Source organism: Actinophytocola sp. (genome assembly GCF_009379765.1).
GTDB lineage: Bacteria > Actinomycetota > Actinomycetes > Mycobacteriales > Pseudonocardiaceae > Actinophytocola.
This window is the reverse complement of sequence record NZ_WHTD01000034.1, coordinates 24,828-44,163: the sequence shown is the minus strand read 5'-3', so window position 1 is coordinate 44,163 and position 19,336 is coordinate 24,828. Positions and strand designations below refer to the sequence as shown.

The window sequence follows — 19,336 nt, the reverse complement described above, 5'->3', positions numbered from 1 at the left end:
TCAGCCACACATGAGCAGCTGCTGCTGGATCACACCGGCGGTGGCCACGTGCCCGGCGTCGGCCCAGTGGACCGTGTTGCCCGCGCCGAACTCGTTCTCCACGTACAGCCCCGCGGTGTCGGTGTCGGCCCACGGCAGGAACTCGGTGAGGTCCAGGTACGGCGCCGACTCGGTGGTGGCCACCGTGGTCATCGCCGCGTCGTAGGCCGTCCACGCGTGGTCGATCGGCGGGGTGGCCCAGCGGTAGTCGAACCCAGTGGTGTGCATGTACAGCAGGGTCGAGTCCGGGCTCGCCGCCTGGATGCGGTCGGTCAGGTTCGTGAGGTTGGCCCGGTAGGTGGTTACCGGGTCGCGGTCGGTGCCGTACTCGTTCGCGCCGACCTCGATGATCACCAGCGACGGCTGGATCGTCTGGATCCGGCTCACCGCGGTCGGCACGAGGTTGCCCGCCGGACGGCGCTGCACTCCCACCCCGGCGGGCAGGAAGTCGCTGGTCAGTGCTCCGTCGGCGGACAGGTTCGTGACATCGGTGTCGGGGAGGGCGGCCTGGGTCCGCCGGACCCAGGCGTTGGCCGGGTCGCTCGCGCCATGACCGGTGGACAGGGAGTCGCCCAGCACGACGATCGAGTCCCGGTCGGTGCACCAGGTGTCGTTCTGGGCCGAGGTCGTCGTCGAGTCCGCCGCGGCGGCGACCGTGACGGTGGTGAGGGACGCCGCCGCGAGGACGAGAAGTAATCGCTTCAACATGACGGTATCGTCGCGTGACGCGGTGCCGACGTGTCGCACCGCCACGCGAATGCGCTGTGAGCTGGCCGGCCCGGGTACTCTCGTGGGGTTCACGGCCCGGAATGAGCAGGTTCGACCGATCGAGGAGTGACGTGGTCGCAACGCACGACGCACGCGAGTTGGCACTGGTCGCGGCCAACGCCGCCGCCGACAAGAAGGCCAGCGATGTGATCGTGCTCGATGTCTCCGAGCAACTGGTGATCACTGACTGCTTCGTCATCGCCTCCGCGCCCAACGAGCGGCAGGTCGGGGCGATCGTGGACAACGTCGAGGAGAAGATGCGCGACGCCGGCACCAAGCCGGTGCGCCGCGAGGGTGCCCGCGAGGGTCGGTGGGTGCTGCTGGACTTCGTGGACGTCGTGGTGCACGTCCAGCATGCCGATGAGCGGACGTTCTACGGCCTGGAGCGGCTGTGGAAGGACTGCCCGCGGATCGAGTTCGACCCGGCCGCGGTCGTCGCCGAGTCGGGTGGCACCGACGGCGGGGCGACGTGACCCTGGGCCGGCTCGTGATGTGGCGGCATGGCGAGACCGACTACAACGCGACCGGCAGGATGCAGGGCCACCTGGACGCCGTTCTCACCGACGTGGGACGCAACCAGGCGCGTTTCGCCGTGCCCGCGCTCGCCCGGTTCTCCCCGGACATCGTGGTCACCTCGGACCTGCGTCGGGCGATGGACACGGCCACCACCTTCACCGAGACCACGGGTGTCACGCTGCGGGTGGACAAGCGGCTGAGGGAGACCAACCTGGGACTCTGGCAGGGCATGTCGAGCGCCCAGATCGACGAGCAGTGGCCGGGCTCGCGGCAGATCTGGCAGACCGACTCGACCTGGACGCCGCCCGGCGGCGAGTCGCGGCTGGAGGTCGCCGCGCGGGCCTCCGAGGTGGTCGCCGACCTCGACGGGTCGGACGAGGAGACCGCGGTGCTGTGCGCGCACGGCGGCCTGATCACCGCGTTGACCGGGCACTTGCTGGAACTGCCGATCACCGCGTGGGCGAAGCTGGGCGGCATCGGCAACTGCCACTGGACGGTGCTGGCCCGGCGCGGTTCGAGTGGCCTGGCCTGGCGGTTGCGCGTGTACAACGCCGGGATCACCGGCTGAGCCGATGGGCGCGCCGACGCTGCTGACGTTCGGGGACTCCCTCAGCTTCCACGGTCCCGACGGGCCGTACCCGGCCGACGACGAGCGGCTGTGGCCCAACCTCGCCGCGGCGGCCCTCGGTGGCCGGACCGAGCTGTTCGCCGGGTTCGGCTGGACCGCTCGCGACGCGTTCTGGGCACTGGCCGGCGACCCGCGGGTGTGGTCGCTGCTGCCCAAGGTGGACGTCCTGGTGCTGGCGGTCGGCAGCATGGACACGCTGCCCTCCCCGCTGCCCACCTACCTGCGAGAAGGCCTGCGCTACCTGCGCCCGGACGCGTTGCGCAGGTTCGTCCGCGCCCGCTACCTGGCCGCTCAGCCGTGGCTCGCCAAGGCCACCCGGGGCCGGCCGGTGGCGTTGCCGGCCGCGCTGACCGTCCGCTACCTGGACCGAACCCTCGCCTCGATCCGCGCACTGCGGCCGGACCTGCCGTGTGTCGGAGTCCTTCCGCCGGTGCATCGCGCGGCGTCCTACGGGCTGGTGCACACCGGTCGGACCGACGCCACGCGCGTGATCCGCGCCTGGGGCGACGGTGCCGGGGTGCCGCTGCTCGATCTCGCGGATCTGGTCGGAGAACACGTGCTGAGCGGGCGCGGCAACCCTGATGGGATGCACTGGGGCTGGGAGGGACACGAGCGGGTCGGCAAGGCATTGGCCGACGTGGTCGGGCCGTTGCTTGCCCGGAAAGCGGACGAATACCACGTAGGCTGACCGACCGTGCCGGTCGCCGTGGTCACCGATTCCAGCGCCTACCTGCCGGACGGCTTCGCCGCCCGGCACGAGGTGCACGTCGTGCCGCTGCACGTGCTCATCGACGACGAGTCCGGGTTGGACGGCGTGGACATCGGCCCGGCGGACATCGCCGCGGCGCTCACCGGCCGGCGCGCGGTCACGACGTCGCGGCCAAACCCGGACGAGTTCCTCGACCTCTACCGGCGGCTGCTCGACCGCGGCGCCGACGGCATCGTGTCGGTGCACCTGTCCCGCGAGCTGTCCGGAACCTGGGAGTCCGCGCGGCTGGCCGCGCAGGAGGTCGGGGTGGATCACGTCCGCGTGGTGGACTCCCGGACCACCGTGATGGGGCTCGGGTTCTCGGTGTTGCGCGCGGCGACGGCCGCGATCGGCGGCGCCACGGGGGCGGCGGTGGAGGACGCGGCGGTCGAGGCGGCGGGGCGGACCACGACGTTCTTCGTGTTGGAGACGCTGGAGTACCTGCGGCGCGGCGGGCGGATCGGGCCGGCGGCCGCGTTCCTTGGGACCGCGCTCGCCGTGAAGCCGCTGCTGCATGTCGAGGACGGGCGCATCGTGCCGCTGGAGAAGGTGCGGACGACGCATCGGGCCGTGCTGCGGCTGGTCGATCTCGCCGAGCAGGCCGCGCAGGCCACAGGTGTGACCGCCGTCGAGCTCGCCGTGCACCACCTCGCCGCCCATGAGCGGGCCGCGGAGCTGGCCACGCTGCTCGACGAGCGGATCTCGCCCGCGTCGGGCTGTGTGGTGTCCGAGCTGGGTGCGGCCATCGGTGCGCACACCGGTCCCGGGATGCTCGGCGTCGTGGTGTGCCCGGCCGAACGATGAACCCGCCAGCCTCGCACACCGGACCGACAACTCCGCCGCACAGCAAGGATTCCCGCGCCGGTTGTCCACACCCGACTCACTTGTCCACAGCGGAGCGGCGACCGGCCCGGCGCGGGGGTGACCGGGCATAGCGTCGAAGGCGTGATCGACACAACCTCCCGACACGACCGACGCAGTGCCCGAGCCTGGGGCCGACTCGACCGGCTGATCAGCCAGGCCAGAGCCGACCGCCCCGCGGAATCCGTGGCGCTGCCCGCCGATCAGCCATGGCTCGACGTCTCGCTCGACGCACGCCCGCCGCGTGCCGAGCCCGACTGGCGGCCGGAGGTGGCGCCTCCGCCGCCCGACACCGGAGCCGACCCACCGCCATCGGACGGCGCCGAGCCGGTGGAGGCCGAGCGCGTGTTGCTCGGCGCACCCTTGCCCGCCGCGGAACCGTGGTGGCGCAGGCAGGTGGACCGGGCGCTCGAGCGCTGGTTGCCCGACCGTGCGGCGGCGCGCCCGCGCAGGCGACTCGCCGTCGCGGCCACGGTCGGTGCCGTCCTGCTCGGGATCGCGGTCGCGGTCGGGCTGGTGATGTCCGGTCGCGGCTACGAAACCGAGGTGCCGCCCGCCCTGCCGGCCGCGGCGGTCAGCGAGGGCCTGGCGTCGAGCGTCGCGTCGCCACCCGATGCCGGCGGGTCGATCGTCATCAGCGTGGTCGGCCGGGTGGCCTCGCCCGGTCTGGTCACGTTGCCGGGCGGCGCGCGGGTCGCCGACGCGCTGAAGGCGGCCGGTGGTCCGGCCGCGGGGGTGAACCTGAGCGGTCTCAACCTCGCCCGGCGCCTCACCGACGGCGAGCAGATCTATGTCGGCGTCCCGACCCCGCCCAACGCCGAGCCGCCGGGCGCGGCCTCCGGCAACGGCCGGCCGGGGGCCGAGCGTGTCGACCTCAACTCCGCGTCCCTGATGTCCCTGGACACGTTGCCCGGGGTGGGACCGGTGACCGCGCAGCGGATCGTCGACTGGCGCACCGAGCACGGCCGGTTCTCCTCGGTCGAGCAGCTCCGCGAGATCGACGGGATCGGCCCGTCCCGGTTCGCCAAGCTCAAGGACATGGTGGTGGCCCGGTGAGTCTCGTGGACCGCGATCTCGACCTCGCCGCGGGACCGGACTGGCGGCTCGTGCCGGCGGCGCTGGCGGTGTGGCTCGCGACGATGCTCGGGCTGCTGGTGGGCTGGTGGTGGGTCGCGACCGTCGGTGTCGTCGCCATCGCCTGCGGGACGGTCGTGTTGCGGGCCGCGCGGGGGCGGCCGCCCGTGGTGCGGTGGTGGCGCCTCGGGGTGGGTTGGTCACTGGTCATCTGCGGGCTTCTGGTGGCCGTAGGCAACACCGGCCGGTTGCGGGACGCCGCGGACGACGCGTTGCGGGCCCATGCCGATGGCGGCGCGTCGGGAGTGTTCCGGGTGACGATCACCGAGCGCCCCCGGCCGGTGTTCTCCGCCGGGTTCGGTGGGCAGCAGGGCGGGGTGCGTGCGGTCGTGCTGCCGGCGCGGGTGCGGGACGCGATGGTCGGCCGGGCGGCGGTGGCGACCACCGGCCGGGTGGTGCTGATCGCGCCGGCGGACGGGTGGTCGTCGCTGCTCCCCGGGCAGGACGTCACCGCCACCGCGCGGCTGGCGCCCGCGCGGACCGGCGAGCTCACCGTGGCGATGTTGCGGGTCCGCGGGCCGCCGGACGAGGTCACCGGGGCGGCCGTCTGGCAGCGCGTCGCGCAGGAGTTACGGTCCGGGCTGCGAGACGCCGCCGGCGTGCTCGATCCGGAGCCCGCCGGGCTCTTGCCCGGTCTGGTCGTCGGCGACACCGACCGGCTGTCGCGGCAGGTCGAGGAGGAGTTCCGGACCGCGGGCCTGACACATCTGCTGGCGGTCAGCGGCGCGAACCTCGCGATCGTGTGCGTGGCGGTGCTGTTGCTGCTGCGGGCGCTGCGGGTCGGGCCTCGGGGCGCTGCGGCGGGCGCCATGCTGGCACTGATCGGGTTCGTCGTGCTGGCCGGGCCCGAGCCGAGCGTGCTGCGGGCCGGCGTGATGGGCGCGGTGGGACTGCTGGCCCTGGCCATCGGACGAGAGCGCGCGGCGCTGCCAGCACTCGGTACGGCGGTGGTGCTGCTGGTGCTGTGGGACCCGGCGATGGCGGTCAGCTTCGGGTTCGCGCTGTCGGTGCTGGCCACGGCCGGGCTGGTGTTGCTCGCGCCGCGGTGGGCCGATCGGCTGGCCGCGCGGGGAGTGCCGCGTGGGCTTGCCGAGGCGCTCGCGGTGCCGGCGGCCGCGCACCTGGTCACCGCGCCCGTGGTGGCCGGGATGGCCGGGCAGGTCAGCCTCGTGGCAGTGGTCGCCAACCTCGCGGCCGCGCCGGTTGTCGCGCCGGCCACGGTGCTGGGTGTGCTGGCGGCTGTGGCCGCGCCGGTGATGCCGTGGTTGGCCGAGCTGCTGGTTCGGCTTGCCGGGCCGGAGGCCGACTGGCTGATCCTGGTCGGCCGGCAGGCGTCGCGTGTCCCGGGCGCCGTGATCGACTGGCCGGACGGGTGGTGGGGCGGGCTGCTGCTGGTGGCCTGCGTGGTGTTGCTCGTGGCCGCGTTGCGTCACCGGCGGCTGCGGGTGCTGGTCGGGGCGGCGTTGGCCGGCCTGCTCGTCGTGGTCATCCCGGTGCGGGTGATCGCTCCCGGGTGGCCGCCGCCCGGGTGGGCGATGGTCGCTTGCGACGTCGGCCAGGGTGACGCTCTGGTGCTTGCGACGGCCGACGAAGGCCGTGCGGTGGTGGTGGACACCGGTCCGGAGCCGGGTCCGCTGGCCGGGTGCCTCGAACGGCTCGACGTGTCGCGGGTGCCGCTCGTGGTGCTCACCCACCTGCACGCCGACCACGTCGGTGGGCTCGACGCGGTGCTGGACGACCGGGCGGTCGGCGCGGTGGGTGTGGGCCCTGCGCGGGCGCCGGACTGGGCTTGGAAGGAGGTGCGAGCGAAGGCCGCCGAGGCCGGCGTGCCGATCGTGCAGCTGGATGCCGGGCGGCGACTGGACTGGCCAGGGCTCTCGCTCGAGGTGTTGGCACCAGGAGGAAAGGAGGTGATGCCGGCGGCCGAGGCCGATGGCACCGAGATCAACAACGCGTCGGTGGTCATCCGGGCCGCCACGCCGGCGGGGCGGATCCTGCTCAGCGGCGATGTCGAGCTGGCGGCGCAGGCGCACTTGCTGAGCTCGCGGGCGGACCTGTCCGCGGAGGTGGTCAAGGTCCCGCACCACGGCAGCCGGCACACGACGCCGGAGCTGTTCGAGGCGATCCGGCCCCGGATCGCGGTGGTGAGTGTGGGTGCCGGCAACCGGTACGGCCACCCCAGCCCGATCACACTGCGGGCGCTCGGCCACTTGGGGACGCTGGTGATCCGCACCGACACGGGCGGCGACGCGGCAATCGTGCCGGGCGACTCCGGCCCACGTGCGGTCACCCGCGGCGCGGCCAGAGGCCCACCCGGTGCCGGCCGACCGTGAGGACGGGTGCGAGAACCTCGGCTCGGCGATGTGGGCCTGTGGCTGGGCGGGTTCGAACCAGGAGGCACGCGCCGACGGGGACCACCGGCTGTGCGGTGATCCCCGTGGCTCCGCGGGTCGGTCCGTGGGTCGGCCGTGGGTCAGCCGATGCCGGCCGACGCCGCGATGATGCGCTCGGCGATCGCGGGCTGGTCGGCCGCCATGTGGATCTTGTTCGCGGAGAACACCACGCGGCGGGCGAGGTCGCGGGTCGCGCCGAAGGCGCACGCGAAGCCGGGCCGGTCGCCGGTCTTGCCCCAGAACTCGTACGGGCCGACGTGGTAGCGGGTGATGCCGACGCTGTACACCGCGGGCTGGTCGTTGGACGGATCGTCGTCGCCGTCGTACATCGGGACGTCGGGGACGGTGAACAGCTCGGCGGTCTGCTCGGGCTTCGTCAGCCGACCGCCGAGCAGGGCCACGGCGAAACGGTCCAGGTCGGGCGCGTTGGAGATCATCTCCGACGCGGACCACTGGAGCGTGGGGTTGGCCTCGGTGACGTCGACGTAGACGGTGTGCCCACCGATGTCCATGGCCTCGTAGCCGCGGGAGACCGGGCCGGGGATCCTCACGTCCGCCCCAGGAAGGAAGGTGTTGGTCAGGTGTAGTGGACGAATGATGCCGTTCCGGATCGCGTCGGCGTACGGGCGGCCGGTGACCTTCTCGATCAGCATGCCGGCGACGTGCAGGCCGACGTTGCCGTACTCCTGCTTGGTGCCCGGCGCGAAGCGGATCGGCACACCCTGGGTGGCGCCGCGTACGAGCTGGTCGGGAGTCCACGTGTCGAACCGGTGCGCGAGGAACCACGTCGGGTCCTTGTGCGGGATCTCGAGGCCGGGCAGGCCGTTGGTGTGGTTGAGCAGCGTGCGCAGCGGCACCGGTGGGTAGTCGGCGGGGAGCACACCCGGCAGGTAGTCCTGCACCGGGCGGTCAAGGTCGATCTTGCCCTGGCCGGCGAGCCGCAGCACGGCCGTCGCGGTGAACGTCTTGGTGACGCTGCCGATGCGGAACCGGGCGTTCTGCGGTACCGGCCGACCGGTGTGGATGTTGCCGACCCCGGAGGTGCCCTCCCACTCGCCGGCCGAACCGCGGACCTGCACGAGCGCGCCGGTCACCTCGTCGTCCGGCAGGCCACCGATCGCTTTGCGGAAGAGCTCGGGATCCAGCGGCGGCAGGGACTCGTCGGCCTGGGCGGACTCGAGTGGCGCGTGGGGCGCGGCCGGCGCGGCTACGGCCGGTGTGGCGGCGCCGAGGCCGACGGCCAACGCGACCGTCACGGTCGAGGTCACCAGTGCCACCCGGCGGGAGGTCTTGCGGTTGGTCGATGTCATGTGGATGAGCGTGCTGGCGGTGATCATCGCGGGCATCGGGTGATCGCCCGGGTTCGACCCTGGTGCACCCTGACATTTCCTCGGGGTTTGTCACACATGTCGGTTGGACCGATCGGCGGCGAGCCGATAGCGTGCCGGCTCGTGTTCGACAGGCTGCGCAAGACGGTGATCGGCGCCGACATCCCCACCGAGCCCGTGCTGATCCGGCTGCCAGACCAGCGGTTCGGCATGTTCACCGTGACAGGCGAATGGGATCCGCGGGTGGTGACGATCACCGGGCCGTGGCGGGCCGTGCTGACCCTGAGCTCGGTGCTCGCACTGCCGAACGCGCTGAAGCGGCGACTGATCTGGAACGTCCCACCGCCGCGGATCACGCCGATGAGGCGCGACGCCGTGCGGCTGGACGTCGACGGCCGGCAGGCGCCCTTGGACTGTGGCCGCCGCGCGATGCGCCGGGCGACCTACGACGCCCGAGCGACGATCGCCGGTCGGGAGTACCTGCTGCGCCACGAACGCCGCTGGCGAGCCCGCCTGGAACGCGACGGCCGACCGGTGGCCCGTCTGTCCACATCCGACCACGGTCGCTCGATGTCCGCGGTGTACCAGCCATCCGCGGACGCCACCGACGCGAGCGTGGGGGTGGCGCTGGGGATGGTGCTGGGCGTCGGCGCACCCGGCTTCATCCGCAACCTGCTCGCCAACCTGCCCTGACCGCGGATCGCGGCTCGCGCGCCCGCGACCACCGGTGGATGGTCGCGGGCGTGGCGGGCAGACCCGGCCGGCCGGGGTGTCCGTCCGGTTAGGACTCCAGGGCCGCGCGGACCGCGGCTGCCGACGGGGGAACCGTGGCCTTCGGGCCGATCTTGTCCTGGACCGCGTCCAGGGTCTTGAGGCCGTCGCCGGTGATCAGCAGTACGGTCTCGGCTTCGGGGTCCAGTTGGCCCGTGTCGATGAGCTTCTTGGCCGTTGCCACGGTCACGCCGCCCGCGGTTTCGGCGAAGATGCCTTCTGTGCGGGCCAGCAGGCGGATTCCTTCCACCACCTCGTCATCGGACACATCTTCCACCGCGCCGTTCGTGCGGCGGACGGCGTCGAGCACGTACGGCCCGTCCGCGGGGGCGCCGATGGCCAGGGAGCGGGCGATCGTGTCGGGCTTCACCGGGCGCACGACGTCCAGGCCCGCCTTGAACGCGGCCGACACGGGGGAGCAGCCCGTGGCCTGGGCACCGAACACCCGGTACGGCTTGCCTTCCACGAGGCCCAGCTCGGTGAGCTCGCGGAAACCCTTGTCCACCTTGGTGAGCTGGGCGCCGGACGCGACCGGGACGACCACCTGGTCGGGCAGGCGCCACCCCAGCTGCTCGGCCACCTCGTAGCCGAGCGTCTTCGAACCCTCGGCGTAGTACGGCCGCACGTTGACGTTCACGAACGCCCAGTCCTCGTGCTCCGCCGCGAGCTCGGTGGCGAGCCGGTTGACGTCGTCGTAGTTGCCGTCGACGGCGATCAGCGCGCCGTCGTACACGGCTGTCGTCAGGATCTTTGCCCGCTCCAGCGACGACGGGATGAGCACCACCGACCTCCAACCGGCGCGGGCGGCGGCCGCGGCGACGGCGTTGGCCAGGTTGCCGGTGGACGGGCAGGCCAGCACGGTGAAACCGAGCTGACGGGCGGCGGCCAGCGCCACGGCCACGACCCGGTCCTTGAACGAGTGCGTCGGGTTGCCGGTGTCGTCCTTGACCCACAACGACTTCACGCCGAGCACAGCGGCCAGCCGGTCGGCCTTCACGAGGCGGGTCAGGCCGGGCTCGGTGTTCGGGTGTTTGTCCACATCGGACGGTACGGGCAGCAGGCGGCGGTAGCGCCAGATCGAGCGGGGGCCGGACTCGATGTCCGCCCGGGTGATGTCGCCGAAGTCGTAGGCGACCTCGAGCGGACCGAAACACTCGGCACACGCGAACTCGGCGGCGAGTGGCACCTGGTTGCCACACTCCCGACAGGTCAGGGCGCGTGCGGGCCCGAGGTCGAGTGTGGTGCCGGCGGCAGTAATCGTCATCGCGAGGTATCTCCTCATCTGTCCCGCGAGCGGGTCGGAATTGGCACCGTGGTCGTAGCCGTCCTCGCGGAAAGCGAATGGCTGACGCCGGTTGCCGGGGCTTCTTCGGGCCGATCCCTCTGCCCCTCTGGATGAGCTGTATTCAGTTGTCTGTCGAACACGTTACGGCACGATCCGGTCGCTCGGCCAATGTGAGGTCCACCATTCGAGAGAGCCTTCAGCCGAGTTGGTGCCAGGGCGTCCCGCGTCGAACGGGTCCGGCGGGTCTCGGCGGCGCGCCCGCGCCGATGGTGCGAGGATGGCGGCGTGAAGTCACCCGCCGTGACACCGCCGGCCCTCCAGCTCGTGCTCGGCGAGGAGGAGCTGCTGATGGAACGCGCGGTCCGGGCCGCGGTGGACGCCGCCCGGCTCGCCGACCCGACCGCCGAGCTGACCCGGGTCAAGGTGTCCGACCTGAGCCCGCCCGAGCTCGCCGAGCTGGTGAGCCCGTCGCTGTTCGCCGAGCGTCGGGTGATCGTCCTGGAGGGCGCGCACGACGCCGGCAAGGACATCGCCGCCGCGATCACCTCCTACCTGCGCGAGCCCGCCGAAAGTGTGCAGCTCGTCGTGCTGCACACCGGCGGTGGCCGCAAGCCCGCCAAGGACCTGATCACCGCGCTCCGCTCGGCCGACGCGGATGTCGTCGACTGCCCCAAGATCACCAAGCCCGCGGACCGCGAGGCGTTCGTGCGCAACGAGATTCGCCGCGCGGGTGGCAAGTCCGACGCGGAAGCGGTGGCCGTGCTGATCGACTCGGTCGGCTCGGACCTGCGTGAGCTGGCGTCGGCCGCCGCGCAGCTCGTCGCGGACACCGGCGGGCAGGTCACCGCCGACGAGGTGCGCCGCTACCACCGCGGCCGTGCCGACGTCACCGGGTTCGCGGTGGCCGAGAAGGCCGTCACCGGCGACGTGCCCGGCGCGCTGGAGATGCTGCGCTGGGCGATGCAGCTCGGCGTCCCGCACGTGCTGGTCGCCGACGCTCTCGCGGACGCCGTGCGTACGGTCGCCCGGGTCGCCGGCGCCGGCCGCGTCGACCCGTACCGGCTGTCAACCGAGCTCGGCATGCCCACGTGGAAGGTGCGCAAGGCGCTGTCCCAGTCCCGCGGCTGGCACCCGGAGGGGCTGGTCGTCGCGATGCAGGTGGTCGCCGAGGTGAACGCGGACGTCAAGGGCGTCGCGGCGGACGCGGACTACGCGCTGCAGCGCGCGGTGCTCCGGCTGGCCGAGGCCCGCCGCCGCAGCTGACCGCGGACCGGCTGTCCGCTGGGCCGGATGTTCGCATCCGCGACGGTTGGGCCGGCCGGCGGAACGCGGGGTGCTCCGGAGATCGTCCGAGCGGCGACGTGCGGGCGATTCGAGGAGCTGCCATGTCCATCCTGCGCACCGGCAGGAACAAGATCGAACTCGCGGTGGCATGCGCGGTGGTCGTCGGGGCGGTGGTCGCGCTTCCCACGGGTGACCAGGTGGGTGGCGAGCGACACGCGGTCGCCGAGGACAGCCAGAACGAGGGCGAGGCTCGGCTGCTCTCCGCCGACACGGCGCTGCCCTCGGTCAGCCGGGACGAGATCATGGCCCGCGCGCGGTTCTGGTACGAGGCGAGCAACAGCGACCCCGGCTTCGTCCGCGACCTCCGCGTCTACCCGCCCGACCCGGACGGCAAGGGCTACCGGTCGGACTGCTCCGGCCTCGTCTCCATGGCATGGCGGCTGCCCCTCAGCTACTCGACCGGCACGCTGCCCGAGGTCTCCCACCCGCTGGGCTCCCTCGCCGAGCTGCGGCGCGGCGACATCCTGCTCGCGCGGAAGGATGCCGGCCACCGGTACGGCCACGTCGCGATCTTCGACAGGTGGGCGGACGCGACCATGACCACCTACTGGGCGTACGACCACGGCGACGGATCCGTGAAATACGGCGTCTACCGGGTGGAACGTGACGGCGACAGCCGCGAGTACCTGCCCTACCGCTACGACGTCGTCGTCGACCTGACGGGTGCCCCGGCCGACGTCGCACAGCCGGTGGGCGACGTCGACAAACTCACCGGTGGCGAGGGGATGATCACCGTCCGGGGCTGGGCGGCCGACCCGGACACCCCCACGACCAGCACGTCCGTGCACGTGTACCTCACCGCGCCGGCAGGCGGCCGCACCCTGGTCGCGAACCTGCCGGCCCAGGAGGACCGCGCCGACATCGCCCGGACCCACCCGCGGTACGGCGCCGCGCACGGCTTCACCGCCGTACTCGAAGGGGTCGCGGCCGGGCGCTACCGGGTGGAGGTGTTCGCCATCGACTCGTCCGGCGCGCCCGACGACCACACGTGGCTGAACCACGCGGGCCCGCGGGTGGACGTCGGCTGAAAGACAGGTGCCGGCCGCCCGGAGTGGGCGGCCGGCACCTGCCGGGGAGAACGCTCAGATCTGGTTGGCGCGCTTGGCCATGGCGGACTTCTTGTTCGCCGCCTGGTTGGCGTGGATCACGCCCTTGCCGGCCGCCTTGTCGAGCTTGCGGCTGGCGTCCTGCAGCAGCTCGATCGCCTTGTCCTTCTCACCGGCGTCGGCCGCCTCGCGGAACTTGCGAATCGCGGTCTTCACCGAGGACTTGACGGACTTGTTGCGCAGCCGCGCCTTCTCGTTCGTCGTGATCCGCTTGATCTGGGACTTGATGTTCGCCACGCGTGTGCTCCTCGATGTCGATCACGGAAGTCTGCGCCGCGTTCAGGTGGCCCCACCGAGGCCGATACGAAACACCGGTGAGCTTCCTCCATGACGGAATGCCACACGGCACGAGGACTGAGGATAACAGCGCGTCACCGCGGCCCGGTCAGCGGCCACCCAGCATGCTGCGGGTGAGTGCCTGCTGCTGGGACAGCAGCTCGTCCAGCGACACCCGCAGCGCCGGCTCGTCCAGCCCGCGACCGTCGCCGACGCCGTCGTCGAGCGAGCGCAGGACCGCGCGCCGGACCCACTCCTTGACGAACGACGCGGTCACGCCGTCGGTGGCCGCCACCAGGTCGCTCACGTCCGGCGTCCGAAGCGCGGCCCCGGCGTAGAGCCGCAGCAGCCGCTCGCGACACTCGGCGTCGGGCCTTGGCACCTCGACGGCGAGGTCGACCCGGCCGGGCCGCTGCGCGAGCGCCTCCTCCATCGCGTTCACCCGGTTGGTGGTCAGCACGAACGTGACGTCCGCCTCGGAGCCGATCCCGTCCATCTCGTCGAGGAGCTCGAACAGCACCGGGTTGCCGGACATCGACCGCGCGCGGTCCTCCGCGATGAGGTCCACGTCCTCGACGACGACCACCGACGGCTCGAGCCGCCTGGCCAGCGCCGCCGTGGTCCGCAGCCACCGGATCATCGCCATCCCGGACAGCACGAACACCGTGCACGAGGGCAACCTGCTCAGCAGGTACCGGACCGTGTGCGTCTTGCCCGTCCCCGGCGGCCCGTACAGCAGCAGCCCACGCTTGAGGTGCTGCCCGTGCGCCCGCAGCGCCCGCGTCTGCTCCGCCGAGCGCACCACGTGCCGCTCGATCGACGCGAGCACCCCGTCCGGCAGCACCACCTGGTCGGCCCGCATCGACGGCCGGGGCAGGAACGACAGCAGCCGGTTGCCGCGGTGCTCGCTCATCCCGAACGACAGCAGCTGCCCTCGGAACACGTCGTGCTCGCGCACGAGCCCCAGGATCTCCTCGCGCACCGTGGCGCCGGTGTGCCGGTCCGCGGCGAGCACCTGCAGGTGGCAAAGCTCCTCGCCGCGGTCCTCCTCGGCGCCCTGGATCGCCAGCACCACCGGCATGCCGTCCGGCGCCACCGTGCAGACGAGACCGAGCTGCACCGCCTCGCTGGACGAGGACGGCCCGGTCGCGACGGTCGTGTAGTCCACCGCGCCGAGCCGGTGGGCGCTGTTGGTGTCCGCCGAGGTCAGCATGTCGATCACGGACGAGAAATGCCGGCTGCCGGCGATGCCGAACCACGCCGCGTCCGGCGAGTGGCGGGCCAGGTAGGCGTCGACGCCGCGCTGCAGGTTGGCGTGGTCCCAGCTCGGCATGTGCTCGGCCACGTTCGGGATCTCGGCGAGCGGGCAGCCGACGTGCTCGGTGACTTTGGCGGACAGCGGCGAGCCGGAGTCCACCAGGGTCTGGTGGCTGACGTTGAGCAGCTCGGTCAACGCGCGGGCCAGCCCGCGGGCGTCCTCGGGGGGCAGGGTCACCTCACCAACGTGCCAGAAATCACGCTTCGGCGTCGGGCTCGGACGGCTGATCCTTTGGCGGGCGGCCGCGCCGGGCCGGCCGCCCGGCGTTGTCCGGCAGCCGACCGGACTGCGCCAATGCCCGGCGCAGCACGAACTCGATCTGCGCGTTGGTGCTGCGCAGCTCGTCACCCGCCCACCTGGCGACCGCGTCGTGGATCGCGGGATCCAGGCGCAGCAACAGCTTCTTGCGCTCGGGCACGGGGCCTCAGTTGTAGAGGGAGCCGGCGTTGACCACGGGTTGGGTGTCCCGGTCGCCGCACAGCACGACGAGCAGGTTGCTCACCATCGTGGCCTTGCGCTCCTCGTCGAGGTCCACCACCTGCTGCTCGGCCAGCTTGTCGAGTGCCATCTGCACCATGCCGACCGCGCCCTCGACGATCCGGTGCCGCGCCGCGACGACCGCCCCCGCCTGCTGGCGGCGCAGCATGGCGCCGGCGATCTCCTGGGCATAGGCGAGATGCGTGAGCCGCGACTCGATCACCTCGACCCCCGCCGCCTCGACCCTGGCGCCGATCTCCGCGGACAGCTGGTCGGTGATCTCCGTGGTGTTCTGCCGGAGCGAGAGCTGCTCGTCGCCGTGCGCGTCGTAGGGATAGGTGGTCGCGATGTGCCGGACCGCGGTCTCGGTCTGGATGTTCACGAACTCGTGGTAGTCGTCCACCTCGAACAGCGCGCGCGCCGTGTCGGTGACCCGCCAGACCACCACCGCCGCGATCACGATCGGGCTGCCGTCCGCGTCGTTGACCTTGGTCACCGCGGTCTCGTGGTTGCGGATCCGGGTGGAGATCTTGCGCCGCACCGTGAACGGGTTGACCCAGCGCAGCCCGTCCTCGCGCACGGTGCCGACGTAGCGGCCGAGGAACTGGACCACCCGCGCCTCGCCGGGCGCCACCATCATCAGCCCGCCGCCGGTGATGGCGCCGGCCGCGATCACCACGCTGCTGGCGACCACCAGCACGACCATCCCCACCGCGGAGTCGTCTCTGTTCGTCGCCAGCCGGAGGACCCCGACGAGCAGCATCGCCACCCCGGCGAGGGTCAGCACCACCGCGACGGCGAGCACGGGCATCCCATGGGTGCCGAACGCGACCCGCTCCCGCAGGTGGGGTTCCGGCATCGGCGACTCGAGTATCTCGGCCATGGCGTCTCCTCGGCTCGTAGTGACTATCAAAGTGATATCACTTTATAGTAGTCTGGCGCCATGACCGAGGCTCTGGGGTTGTCCAGGTTGTTCAAGCGGTTCGGGCACACGATCGCGGTCGACCACGTCGACCTGGCGGTGCCCGCCGGCTCGTTCTTCGGCCTCGTCGGGCCGAACGGCGCGGGCAAGACCACGTCGCTGTCGATGGCCGTGGGCCTGCTGCGGCCCGACGGCGGCACGGCCACGATCTTCGGCGTCGACGTGTGGGCCGATCCCGTGCGGGCCAAGGCGTTGGTCGGCGTGCTGCCGGACGGGCTGTCGCTGCCCGAGCGGCTGACCGGCGCGGAGCTCCTGACCTACATGGGCCTGCTGCGCGGACTGGACAAGGTGACGGTGGCGCAGCGGGTCGACGAGCTGCTCGCCGTGCTGGAGCTCGACGACGCGCGCAACAAGCTCGTCATCGACTACTCCGCGGGCATGCGCAAGAAGATCGGCCTCGCGGTCGCACTCCTGCACGCGCCGCGGCTGCTCGTGCTCGACGAGCCGTTCGAGGCCGTCGACCCGGTGTCGGCGGCGACGATCCGCACGATCCTGCTGCGGTTCGTGGCCTCCGGCGGCGCGGTCGTCCTGTCCAGTCACGTGATGGCGCTGGTCGAGCAGCTGTGCACGCATGTCGCGGTGATCACCCGCGGCCGCGTGGTGGCCGCGGGTGAGGTGGCGCAGGTGCGTGGCGGCACGAGCCTCGAGGAGGCGTTCGTGCACATCGTCGGCGGGCGTACCGGCGGTGCGGAGGGGTTGTCGTGGTTGGCGTCCTGATCCGGATGAAGTGGCGGGTGCTGCGGCACTCGTTGCGCGGCAAGCAGGCCGCGCTCACCGCGGGCGGCGCGGTGTTCGGGCTGCTGGCCGCGCTCGGCACCGTCCTCGCCACCACCGTGTCGCTCGACCGGCCCGGCGCGGCGGTCGACCTGCTCGCCGCGGTCTACCTGCTGTGGACGATCGGCTGGCTGCTCGGGCCGGTGCTCACCGGTGGTGGGGACGAGACGCTGCGCCCGGAGCACTTCGCGCTGCTGCCGATCCCGCCGCGCCGGCTCGCCGCGGGCCTGCTGGGCGCCGCGTTCGTCGGGGTGCCCGCGATCGTCACGTTCCTGGCGTCCTGGGGCCTGGTCGTGCAGGCCTCGGGTGCCGCCGCCGTGGTGGTCGCGGTGCTCGCCGTGCCGTTGCAGCTCACGTTCGTGGTCGTGCTGTCCCGGGTCGTGATGGCCGGGCTCGGCGCGGCCATGCAGTCCCGGCGCGGCCGCGACCTCGGCGTCCTGCTCGTCGCGCTCGTCGGCCTGTCCGGCTTCCTGTTCCAGGTCGTCGGGCGCGCGGTCGGGCCGGTGCTGGTCGAGGGCCGGTCCGCGGTGCTGTCCACCGTGCTGCGGGCGCTGCCGTCCGGCTGGGGGGTCACCGCGGTCGACGCGGCCGGGCACGGTGACTGGCTCGTCGCGGCCGGCGCGCTGGCGGGGCTGGTCGCCGTGATCGCCGCGCTGCTCGCGGTCTGGGGCGTACTCCTGGTCCGGCGCACCACCAGGGTCCCGGCCAGCGGCCCGGTCAGAACGCGGGCGGGGCGGACCCCACTCGGGAGCAGGCTGCCCGCCACACCGGTGGGCGCGGTCGTGGGCAAGGAGCTGCGCACCTGGGGCCGCGACGCCCGCCGCCGGGTAGCGTTGCTCTCGGCCGTGATCACGGCGGTGATCGTCACCGTGGCGCCCGTGGCCAACGGCGGCGGCACCGGCGCGGTCCCGACCTCCGGTCTGGTCCTGGTCGCGATCGGAGCCGTGTTCGCGGGCAACCTCTACGGCATGGACGGCAGTGCCCTGTGGCACACGCTGGTGGTCCCCGGTGCGGCGGCGGCCGACGTCCGCGGCCGGCAGCTGGCCTGGCTGCTGCTGATGGGGCCGGTCGTGCTCGTACTCGCCGTCGTGCTGCCCGGCATCACCGACCCGGGCACGTACCCGCTGGTGCTCGGCCTCACGCCGGCGCTGCTCGGCGCCGGCGCGGGGCTGGTGGTGCTGCTGTCGGTGTTCGTCGCCTACCCGATGCCCGCGCAGCGGGCCAACCCGTTCTCCTCCGGCGGGAACCCGGGCCTCCTGCGTGTGCTGCTGCAGATCGCCATCGCGCTGCTGCTGGCCGTCGTGGCCGCGCCGGTGGCGCTGCTCGTGTGGTTGGCGCCCGCGCTCGAGTGGCTCGGCGTGCCGGTCGGGATCGGCCTGGGCGTGCTGTGCTGGTGGTGGTGGGGCGGCATCGCCCGGCATCGGCTGGACCGCCGAGGGCCGGAGCTGCTCGCCGAGATCGCGAAGCCGGTCTGACATGGGACCCCGGGTGGTGGTCCTCGCGCTGGTCCTCGCCGTGGTGGTGCTCGCGGCGGTGGTGGCCGGGGTGCCGGTGGGGTTGGGGGTCGGCGCCCGCAGCGCGCTCGACTGGTTCGGCACGTGGGGGTCGGCATTGCTGGCCGTGCTGGCGAGCAGGCCCGACCGGCGCGGGGCGGCTGTCTGACAAGGTGGCGGCATGCACCCCGCCGCCATCGCGCTCGTGGTCGGGGCCGCGGTGGCGCATGCCGGGTGGAACCTGTGTGCCAAGCAGGTCCCGGGCGGCGGCGCCTTGTTCGTCTGGCTCGCCGCGGTGTTCTCGGCGCTGTTCCAGCTGCCGCTCGCCATCGGCACGGTCGTCGCGAACGGCGGGTCGGTGCCGGGCGTCTGGTGGCTCGCGCTGCTCGTCAGCGGGATGATCCACACCGGCTACTTCGTGATCCTGCAACGGGGATACGCGGTCGGCGACCTGTCCGTGGTCTACCCGCTCGCCCGCGGCACCGGGCCTATGCTGTCGGTCATCGCGGCGGTCTGGCTGCTCGACGAGCGACCGGGGCTCGCTGCCCTCGCCGGCACGGCGGCCGTCGTGCTCGGGGTGTGGGTGATCGGCGGGCTCGGCTCGTCGGGGTCCAGCTCCTGGGCCGCCGGGGTGGGGTATGGGCTCGTCTGCGGCGTGACGATCGCCGCCTACACGCTGTGGGACGCGCACGCGGTCACGACGCTCGCGGTGCCGCCGCTGATCCTCATGGCCGGCTCCGCGCTCACCGAGACCGTGCTGCTCGGCCCGTACGCGCTGGCCCACCGTGGTGAGCTCGGGGACCTGTGGCGGGCGCATCGGACGCCGATCCTCGCGGTGGCCGTGCTGTCGCCGGTCGCTTACGTGCTCGTGCTGTTCGCGCTGCGGCACGCGCCGGTCAGCCTGGTCGCGCCGGCCAGGGAGCTGTCCATCGTGATCGGCAGCGTCGGCGCCTGGCTCCTGCTCGGCGAGCCCAACGCACCGCGCCGCCTGACCGGCGCGGTGATCGTCCTCGCGGGGGTCGCGGCCATCGCCGCCGGCTGACCGGGTCACCGGTTGTTGATCTGCCAAGTAGTGCGCGACGTGGCGGTCGTGGG

General features: G+C 72.7%; 20 protein-coding genes and 1 riboswitch. Of the genes, 13 read left to right on the top strand and 7 right to left on the bottom strand.

Annotated elements, in window-relative coordinates; all coding sequences use genetic code 11:
• Positions 1–747 carry an SGNH/GDSL hydrolase family protein gene (locus GEV28_RS13200; protein WP_291412117.1) on the bottom strand — a complete coding sequence of 249 codons (747 nt, stop codon included), beginning with the start codon at positions 745–747 and terminating at the stop codon, positions 1–3.
• A gap of 131 nt (positions 748–878) precedes the next feature.
• Between GEV28_RS13200 and rsfS the strand changes: the two genes are divergently transcribed.
• The 6 genes from rsfS to GEV28_RS13170 all read left to right on the top strand — a co-directional run bounded on the left by rsfS (position 879) and on the right by GEV28_RS13170 (position 7,027).
• Positions 879–1,280: a ribosome silencing factor gene (rsfS, locus tag GEV28_RS13195; protein ID WP_291412115.1), complete on the top strand. Its 402-nt coding sequence runs from the start codon at positions 879–881 to the stop codon at positions 1,278–1,280.
• Complete coding sequence (locus GEV28_RS13190) at positions 1,277–1,891, top strand: histidine phosphatase family protein (RefSeq protein ID WP_291412113.1); 615 nt, start codon at positions 1,277–1,279, stop codon at positions 1,889–1,891. Before rsfS ends, GEV28_RS13190 begins: the two co-directional genes overlap by 4 nt.
• Positions 1,892–1,895: 4 nt before the next feature.
• A complete protein-coding gene (octT, locus tag GEV28_RS13185) occupies positions 1,896–2,639 on the top strand; it encodes a diglucosylglycerate octanoyltransferase (RefSeq protein ID WP_291412111.1) in 744 nt (247 codons plus the stop codon).
• A 6-nt stretch (positions 2,640–2,645) separates the two neighbouring features.
• Positions 2,646–3,503, top strand: coding sequence for a DegV family protein (locus GEV28_RS13180; protein WP_291412109.1), 858 nt, complete (start codon positions 2,646–2,648; stop codon positions 3,501–3,503).
• A gap of 141 nt (positions 3,504–3,644) precedes the next feature.
• Entirely contained in the window at positions 3,645–4,616 is a 972-nt protein-coding gene (locus tag GEV28_RS13175) for a ComEA family DNA-binding protein (RefSeq protein WP_291412107.1), read from the top strand.
• A gap of 83 nt (positions 4,617–4,699) precedes the next feature.
• Positions 4,700–7,027, top strand: coding sequence for a ComEC/Rec2 family competence protein (locus GEV28_RS13170; protein ID WP_291412143.1), 2,328 nt, complete (start codon positions 4,700–4,702; stop codon positions 7,025–7,027).
• A gap of 140 nt (positions 7,028–7,167) precedes the next feature.
• Here GEV28_RS13170 and GEV28_RS13165 read toward each other — a convergent pair whose 3' ends face one another.
• Positions 7,168–8,397 carry a serine hydrolase gene (locus tag GEV28_RS13165; RefSeq protein ID WP_291412105.1) on the bottom strand — a complete coding sequence of 410 codons (1,230 nt, stop codon included), beginning with the start codon at positions 8,395–8,397 and terminating at the stop codon, positions 7,168–7,170.
• A 96-nt stretch (positions 8,398–8,493) separates the two neighbouring features.
• Here GEV28_RS13165 and GEV28_RS13160 point away from each other — a divergent pair, with 96 nt between their 5' ends.
• On the top strand, positions 8,494–9,108 hold the full coding sequence (locus GEV28_RS13160) for a hypothetical protein (protein WP_291412103.1): 615 nt from the start codon (positions 8,494–8,496) through the stop codon (positions 9,106–9,108).
• An 88-nt stretch (positions 9,109–9,196) separates the two neighbouring features.
• On the opposite strand, the gene thrC is transcribed toward GEV28_RS13160, so the two are convergent.
• A complete protein-coding gene (gene thrC, locus GEV28_RS13155) occupies positions 9,197–10,450 on the bottom strand; it encodes a threonine synthase (RefSeq protein WP_291412101.1) in 1,254 nt (417 codons plus the stop codon).
• Positions 10,451–10,461: 11 nt separating this feature from the next.
• Positions 10,462–10,588: riboswitch (SAM riboswitch) on the bottom strand.
• 168 nt (positions 10,589–10,756) lie between these two features.
• Here thrC and holA point away from each other — a divergent pair.
• Together holA and GEV28_RS13145 are read left to right on the top strand one after the other, a co-directional pair.
• Positions 10,757–11,734: a DNA polymerase III subunit delta gene (gene holA, locus GEV28_RS13150; protein ID WP_291412099.1), complete on the top strand. Its 978-nt coding sequence runs from the start codon at positions 10,757–10,759 to the stop codon at positions 11,732–11,734.
• Positions 11,735–11,856: 122 nt separating this feature from the next.
• Positions 11,857–12,843 (top strand): hypothetical protein, encoded by a 987-nt coding sequence (locus tag GEV28_RS13145; protein WP_291412097.1) that lies wholly within the window; start codon positions 11,857–11,859, stop codon positions 12,841–12,843.
• 54 nt (positions 12,844–12,897) lie between these two features.
• Here the strand turns inward: GEV28_RS13145 and rpsT are convergent, their stop codons facing one another.
• From rpsT to GEV28_RS13125, 4 genes are all read right to left on the bottom strand, one after another.
• A complete protein-coding gene (gene rpsT, locus GEV28_RS13140; RefSeq protein WP_291412095.1) occupies positions 12,898–13,158 on the bottom strand; it encodes a 30S ribosomal protein S20 in 261 nt (86 codons plus the stop codon).
• A gap of 148 nt (positions 13,159–13,306) precedes the next feature.
• A complete protein-coding gene (locus GEV28_RS13135; RefSeq protein ID WP_291412094.1) occupies positions 13,307–14,692 on the bottom strand; it encodes an ATP-binding protein in 1,386 nt (461 codons plus the stop codon).
• 19 nt (positions 14,693–14,711) lie between these two features.
• Positions 14,712–14,933: a hypothetical protein gene (locus GEV28_RS13130; protein ID WP_291412092.1), complete on the bottom strand. Its 222-nt coding sequence runs from the start codon at positions 14,931–14,933 to the stop codon at positions 14,712–14,714.
• A 6-nt stretch (positions 14,934–14,939) separates the two neighbouring features.
• Positions 14,940–15,875 carry an SPFH domain-containing protein gene (locus tag GEV28_RS13125; protein WP_291412090.1) on the bottom strand — a complete coding sequence of 312 codons (936 nt, stop codon included), beginning with the start codon at positions 15,873–15,875 and terminating at the stop codon, positions 14,940–14,942.
• Positions 15,876–15,935: 60 nt separating this feature from the next.
• Between GEV28_RS13125 and GEV28_RS13120 the strand changes: the two genes are divergently transcribed.
• From GEV28_RS13120 to GEV28_RS13105, 4 genes are read left to right on the top strand one after another with little or no spacing between them, the layout of a single operon-like run.
• Positions 15,936–16,691 (top strand): ABC transporter ATP-binding protein, encoded by a 756-nt coding sequence (locus tag GEV28_RS13120; RefSeq protein ID WP_291412088.1) that lies wholly within the window; start codon positions 15,936–15,938, stop codon positions 16,689–16,691.
• Positions 16,676–18,223 (top strand): hypothetical protein, encoded by a 1,548-nt coding sequence (locus GEV28_RS13115; RefSeq protein WP_291412085.1) that lies wholly within the window; start codon positions 16,676–16,678, stop codon positions 18,221–18,223. The genes GEV28_RS13120 and GEV28_RS13115 overlap by 16 nt, the downstream gene beginning before the upstream one ends.
• A 1-nt stretch (position 18,224) precedes the next feature.
• Positions 18,225–18,410 (top strand): hypothetical protein, encoded by a 186-nt coding sequence (locus GEV28_RS13110; RefSeq protein WP_291412083.1) that lies wholly within the window; start codon positions 18,225–18,227, stop codon positions 18,408–18,410.
• Between the two features lie 12 nt (positions 18,411–18,422).
• Entirely contained in the window at positions 18,423–19,283 is an 861-nt protein-coding gene (locus GEV28_RS13105; RefSeq protein ID WP_291412082.1) for an EamA family transporter, read from the top strand.
• Positions 19,284–19,336 lie beyond the last annotated feature (53 nt).

Excerpts from the sequence above, each read along its gene's own strand:
- thrC (WP_291412101.1), bottom strand. The coding sequence starts at position 10,450 with ATGACGATTACTGCCGCCGGCACCACACTCGACCTCGGGCCCGCACGC.
- GEV28_RS13160 (WP_291412103.1), top strand. The coding sequence starts at position 8,494 with ATGTCGGTTGGACCGATCGGCGGCGAGCCGATAGCGTGCCGGCTCGTG.
- GEV28_RS13105 (WP_291412082.1), top strand. The coding sequence starts at position 18,423 with ATGCACCCCGCCGCCATCGCGCTCGTGGTCGGGGCCGCGGTGGCGCAT.
- GEV28_RS13120 (WP_291412088.1), top strand. The coding sequence starts at position 15,936 with ATGACCGAGGCTCTGGGGTTGTCCAGGTTGTTCAAGCGGTTCGGGCAC.
- GEV28_RS13200 (WP_291412117.1), bottom strand. The coding sequence starts at position 747 with ATGTTGAAGCGATTACTTCTCGTCCTCGCGGCGGCGTCCCTCACCACC.
- GEV28_RS13125 (WP_291412090.1), bottom strand. The coding sequence starts at position 15,875 with ATGGCCGAGATACTCGAGTCGCCGATGCCGGAACCCCACCTGCGGGAG.
- GEV28_RS13165 (WP_291412105.1), bottom strand. The coding sequence starts at position 8,397 with ATGACATCGACCAACCGCAAGACCTCCCGCCGGGTGGCACTGGTGACC.
- octT (WP_291412111.1), top strand. The coding sequence starts at position 1,896 with ATGGGCGCGCCGACGCTGCTGACGTTCGGGGACTCCCTCAGCTTCCAC.
- GEV28_RS13170 (WP_291412143.1), top strand. The coding sequence starts at position 4,700 with ATGCTCGGGCTGCTGGTGGGCTGGTGGTGGGTCGCGACCGTCGGTGTC.
- GEV28_RS13145 (WP_291412097.1), top strand. The coding sequence starts at position 11,857 with ATGTCCATCCTGCGCACCGGCAGGAACAAGATCGAACTCGCGGTGGCA.
- GEV28_RS13110 (WP_291412083.1), top strand. The coding sequence starts at position 18,225 with ATGGGACCCCGGGTGGTGGTCCTCGCGCTGGTCCTCGCCGTGGTGGTG.